The organism is Streptomyces sp. adm13(2018) (assembly GCF_008042145.1).
Lineage (GTDB): Bacteria > Actinomycetota > Actinomycetes > Streptomycetales > Streptomycetaceae > Streptomyces.
Genome location: NZ_RDBH01000123.1, coordinates 2987 through 8491 on the forward strand (window position 1 = coordinate 2987; position 5505 = coordinate 8491).

3 protein-coding genes and 1 pseudogene are annotated in these 5505 nt (G+C 71.7%); all 4 read right to left on the reverse strand.

The features are described from left to right. On the reverse strand, positions 1-1121 hold a 1121-nt coding region (locus EAO70_RS39255), incomplete at its 3' end, for a Re/Si-specific NAD(P)(+) transhydrogenase subunit alpha (protein WP_261992887.1). 230 nt (positions 1122-1351) lie between these two features. Further along, on the reverse strand, positions 1352-2635 hold the full coding sequence (locus EAO70_RS15655) for an acyltransferase family protein (protein WP_148003597.1): 1284 nt from the start codon (positions 2633-2635) through the stop codon (positions 1352-1354). Between the two features lie 2 nt (positions 2636-2637). Then, a complete protein-coding gene (locus EAO70_RS15660; protein ID WP_402112287.1) occupies positions 2638-4794 on the reverse strand; it encodes a bifunctional polysaccharide deacetylase/glycosyltransferase family 2 protein in 2157 nt (718 codons plus the stop codon). 266 nt (positions 4795-5060) lie between these two features. Continuing rightward, positions 5061-5505: pseudogene (locus EAO70_RS37950) on the reverse strand (hypothetical protein); the annotation flags it as partial.

Here is a 5505-nt window from a genome sequence, read left to right on the forward strand (position 1 = left end):
GCGGAGACCTGGACGGGTGGGGGCGGCCAGGCCGACTCGCCGTCGCGGACCACGGTGATCGAGCGTTGTACCGGGTCGTCCCAGTCCAGGACGAGCCGGCCGTCCTTGTCCGGGGTCATCAGCTTCAGCAGGTTCACCAGGTTCGTGCCGTACAACTGCGAGGCCTGCGCGGGCAGCCGGCCGGCCAGGTCGGTGTAGCCGAGGATCGTCACCCCGTTCTCCGTGACGGTCCGCCCGCCCTTCACGCTGCCGACGACGTTGCCGCCGTTGGCCGCGGCCATGTCGACGACCACGGAGCCCGGCTTCATGTCCGCCACCATCTCCGCGGTGAGCAGGACGGGCGCGGGACGGCCCGGGATCAGGGCGGTGGTGATGACGATGTCGGCCTCGCGGCACTGCGCGGCGTACAGCTCGGCCTCACGGGCCTTGTAGTCGTCCCCCATCTCCTTGGCGTAGCCGGTGGCGGAGACCTCGACCTCCGGAGACGCGATCGACAGGTACTCGCCGCCCAGCGAGCGGACCTGGTCGGCCACCTCGGGCCGCGGGTCGGTCGCCCGTACGACCGCGCCGAGCGAGCCGGCCGTGCCGATCGCCGCGAGGCCCGCGACCCCGGCACCGGCCACGAGTACCTTCGCCGGGGGCACCTTGCCCGCGGCGGTCACCTGGCCGGTGAAGAACCGCCCGAACTCGTGCGCGGCCTCCACCACCGCCCGGTAGCCCGCGATGTTCGCCATCGACGACAGCACGTCCATGGACTGCGCCCGGCTGATGCGCGGTACGGCGTCCATCGACAGGGCGGTGAAGGGGCGCCGGCCCAGATCCTCGACCATCGCCGGGTCGAACGCGGGCGCGAACAGCGCGATCACCGTCGCCTCCGGCCGTACGGCGTCCAGCTGCGCGGGGCCGGGGGCGTTCACCCCGAGGACCACGTCCGCGGCGACCGCGTCCCCGATCCGCGCGCCGGCGGCTTCGTAGGCGCTGTCGGCGAATCCGGCCGCGGCGCCCGCACCGGGGTCGACGAGGACCTCGTACCCGAGTGTGCGGACCTGTTCGATCGTGGCAGGCGTGGCCGCGACACGCTTCTCACCGTCCCGCGCTTCTTTGAGAACTCCGACGATCACGAGTCTTCTCCGTTCAGAGCTGGTTGCCGCGAACGACCTCCCCCTGATGCGCCGTCGCACCGGGTTCTGGTCCGGATCAGCATCGGGCCACCCCCACCCCGACCGAAAGGCCACCCGTCGTCCCATGATCGGGGAGACGATGACCCAGGAGAAGCACGCGCCCCGGAAAACCCGCCGCGGCCGCTCCCTCCGGGGAGGGAGCGGCCGCGGGGCGGTCCGGGTGCCGTGGGTCAGGTGCCCGCTCTGCGTCTGCCTCGTACGCGTACGCGGCGTGGGTACGGGAAGAGGCGCGGCCGGCGCTTCGCGGCCACGTCCTCCATCCAGCCGAAGGCCAGGACCAGCAGGCCGATCAGGGGGATCGCCACCAGCAGCGGGAGCCACTGGCTCATCAGCAGCCACTGGAAGTGCTCGTAGACGAAGCCGACGGACCAGAGGGGGTCGATCAGCGGGACGGCGACGACCAGCGCGGCCACGTGCCAGAGGTAGACGCTGACCGCGCGGGAGTTGAGCAGGCCGATCAGGCCGTTCCAGCGTTCCAGCGGGCGGGGCCACTGCTCCCAGGAGGGGCTGACGTGGAGCAGGATCGCGACGAAGCCGAAGGACCACAGGGCCTGGGCGATCGGCCAGCTCTCGATGTCGGTGGGCACGGTCGGATCGACCGGCCGGGTCTGCAGGTACCACCAGCCGGCCACCATGACCAGCGGCGCGACGGACGGCACGACGTACTGCGGGATCTTCTTGAGCAGGCCCTCCTGGTGGGCCATGCCGAGGATCCAGCACGAGCCGAACATGGCGAAGTCGCTGAGGTTCTCCCGCACGCGGCCGTAGAGGAACTCCTGGTCGATCAGGACGGTGTTCAGCACGGCCGTCACCGCGAGCGGCACGGCCAGCGTGACCACCGGCATCCGGCGCAGCGCCCACAGCATCAGCGGGGACAGCAGGACGTACCAGAGGTAGGCGCGGAGGTACCAGAGCGGGACGACGACCTGGACCGCCCAGCCCGTTTCCACGAGTCCGCCGAAGCCGTTCAGCGACTCGGCGTACGGCGGGGTGCTCAGCGGCATCAGCCAGAAGAGCAGCTTCCCCCACCACCACTCGGGGTGGCCCTCGGCGTCGGGGCCCCAGCCGTCGATGATCTCCAGGGTGAGGACGATCGCGCCGAACAGCCACATCGGCGGCAGCAGCCGGCGCAGTCGGCCCCGGATGACGCCCGGGGCGGGACGGCTGCCGAGCGAGCGGGTCATCAGCGAGCCGGCCAGCGCGAACATCACGCCCATGGAGGGGAAGACGACGGGCAGCCAGAACCAGCCGAAGTTGTGGTAGATCACCACGCGGACCAGCGCCAGCGCGCGCAGCAGGTCGAGGTAGAGGTCCCGGCCGGGCCTGCGCGGGGCCGGTGCGGACGGCTCCGGCGACGACAGCTCCGGCTCCGGCTGGGACTCCTGCCGCAGGGTGGCGGGGATCCTCAGCGCCAGGGTCTCCTGGTGTCGGCCGAACTCGAAGGACGCGGTCATGGTCAGGCCTCCACCGGTACGGCGACCTCGCCGGTGCGCCGGAGCTTCTGCCAGCGCAGCCGGCCACCGGTCAGTGCGGTGATCGTGGACTGGAGCAGGACGATGTACATCAGCTGCCGGTAGACCAGTTGCTGGATCGGCAGGCTGATCAGATGCAGCGGCTTCTCGCCGTCGAGCCGGAAGGCGTACCAGGACAGCACGGCCTGGAGCAGGATGAAGCCGCCCCAGCTGGCGAGGGTGATCGGGGCGTCCGCGAAGAGCACGCCGTACAGCAGGAACAGGTCGACCAGCGGGGCGAGCAGCGGGGCGACCACGCCGAACAGCACGACGAGCGGCAGCCCGAGGCGGCCGAAGCGCCCGGCCGGACCGCGGGAGGTCACGGCGCGGCGGTGCTTCCACATGGCCTGCATGGAGCCGTAGCTCCAGCGGTACCGCTGGGACCAGAGCTGCTGGAGGCTGGCGGGTGCCTCGGTCCAGGCGCGGGCGCGCTCGGCGTAGACGATCCGCCAGCCGTCGCAGAGCACCGCCATGGTGATGTCGGTGTCCTCGGCGAGGGTGTCGTCGCTCATCCCGCCGACCCGCCGCAGGGCCTCCCGGCGGAAGGCGCCGACCGCGCCGGGGATGGTCGGGATGACGTTGAGCATGTCGTACATCCGGCGGTCCAGGTTGTGGCCGAGGACGTACTCGATGTGCTGCCAGGCCCCGATGAGGCTGTCGCGGTTGCCGACCTTGGCGTTGCCCGCGACGGCGCCGATCGTCCGGTCGCCGAAGGGCTGGACCAGTTCGCGCACGGTGGACGGCTCGAAGACGGTGTCGCCGTCCATCATCACGATGATGTCGTACGAGGCGGCGGCGATGCCGGTGTTCAGTGCGCTGGACTTGCCGCCGTTGGGCTGGCGGATCAGCCGGACGAAGGGCAGGTCCATCTCCTCGACGATGTCCGCGGTGCCGTCCGTCGAGCCGTCGTCGATGACGAGCACCTCGATCGGGTAGTCGCTGGCGGCGAGGGAGTTCAGGGTGTTCGCGATGCACTCGCGCTCGTTGTAGGCCGGTACGAGGACGGTGACCGGCTCGGTCACGGGCGGCCCCCAGGCGTCGCGTCGCCGGGAGCGCCGGGCGTGCAGGGGTGCGAGGACGAGCATCAGCGCGAAGCGGCCGAAGTTGAGGAAGCCGACGACGGCCAGCAGGGCGACCAGCACCGGCAGGGTGAGCACGGCGACGTGGGTGGCCCAGATGTAGCCCTTGCCCGCCCACAGCTGGTAGCCGTCGACCGGCACGGTGGCGTTGGTGGCGCCGAGGGCCTCGGAGATCGTGGCGAAACGGTACCCCTCGCCCTTCAGCTTCACGATGATCTGTTCGAGCGCGGCCAGGGTCTCGGCGCGGTCGCCGCCGGCGTCGTGCAGCAGGACCAGCTCGCCGTCGCCGGGCTTGCGCGGCATCGCGGCCTCGACGATCGCGTCGACGCCGGGGCGCTTCCAGTCGTGGGTGTCGCGGTCGATGAACGCGGTGAGGTAGCCGTGGGAACCCACGTACTTGATCACCGGGTAGTTCCAGTCGTCGAGCGCGGAGGCGTCGGAGGAGTACGGCGGCCGGAACAGCGCGCTGTGGACGCCCGCGACGCCGGCCAGGGCGAGCTGCGTCTGCGCCAGCTCCCAGCTGATCCGGGTCTCGGACTGGTAGACGAGGTCGGGGTGGGTGAAGCTGTGCACGCCGATCTCGTGGCCGCCCGCGACGATCTGCCGGATCAGCTCGGGGTGGCGGGTGGTCATCGCGCCGGTCACGAAGAAGTCCGCGCGGATGTCGTGGGCCGCGAGCACGTCCAGGATCTTCGGGGTCCACTCCGGCGACGGGCCGTCGTCGAAGCTCAGGACGACGGTGTGGTCGGGGATCCGGTAGCTCACCGGGCGCTCGTTCTTCTCGCCGCGCGCGTCGATGACCGGGCCGCCCTTGAGCAGGTTCTCCGGCACGGTGGTCTTGTCGACCGAGGTCGCGACCCGGGTGTCGTGGAACGCCTCGTTGGTGGCGAGGCCGCGGAGCACGAGCAGCGCGAGCAGGCAGGCCAGCAGGGACAGCGGCATGAAGAAGCGCAGCGGGGGCGCAGCCAGGCGGCGCGGTCTCAGCAGGGACTGCCGACGACGCTGACGCTGGTGGCGGGACAAGGACGCTCCTGGAGATGGGTGGTGCGGACGGGGCGGGCAGGCTCGGCCCGGACCGCAGGCGTTGCTCCGGGCGGCACGGTGTCCCGGTTTGCCATGGAAGGGGTGATGCCCGCGCTCGACGAGGGGGCCGGATGGGCGCGGTCGACGTGCGGCGTACGTGGCGGGTGGCCGACGTGACGGGCGGTGCGACGGCCGGGGTGACGGCCGGGGTCCGCGAGCGGGGCGATGGCCGAGGCCCGCGGACGAGGTGTCGGTGGACCGACCCGCTAGAGGAGGGAGGGCACCAGAGGGCCCCTGGCGGGCTGGTAGGAGGGTTTGGGCGGTATGTCCATGGCGGGAGCGTCCGACTGCATGCCGATGAGACTGCTGCCCATGACGGCGGCCAGGATCGCACCGAGGACGGAGACCGGCCAGCCGAAGCGCCGCATCAGCCGGCTGCGCAGACCGGACTGGTCGACGAAGACCGGTGCGGGAGCGGGCTCCCACTCGGCGGAATCCCACGCGGTGGACTCCGGTTCGGTGGACTCCGCTTGAGCGGGCTCCCAATGGACGGGCTCCGGCCGGGCGGGCTCCCACTCGGCGTACTCCCGCTGAGCGGGCTCCGACGGAGCGGGCTCCCACTGAGCGGGCTCCGACGGGGCGGGCTCCCACTGAGCGGGCTCCGACGGGGCGGGCTCCCACTGAGCGGGCTCCGACGGAGCGGGCTCCCAA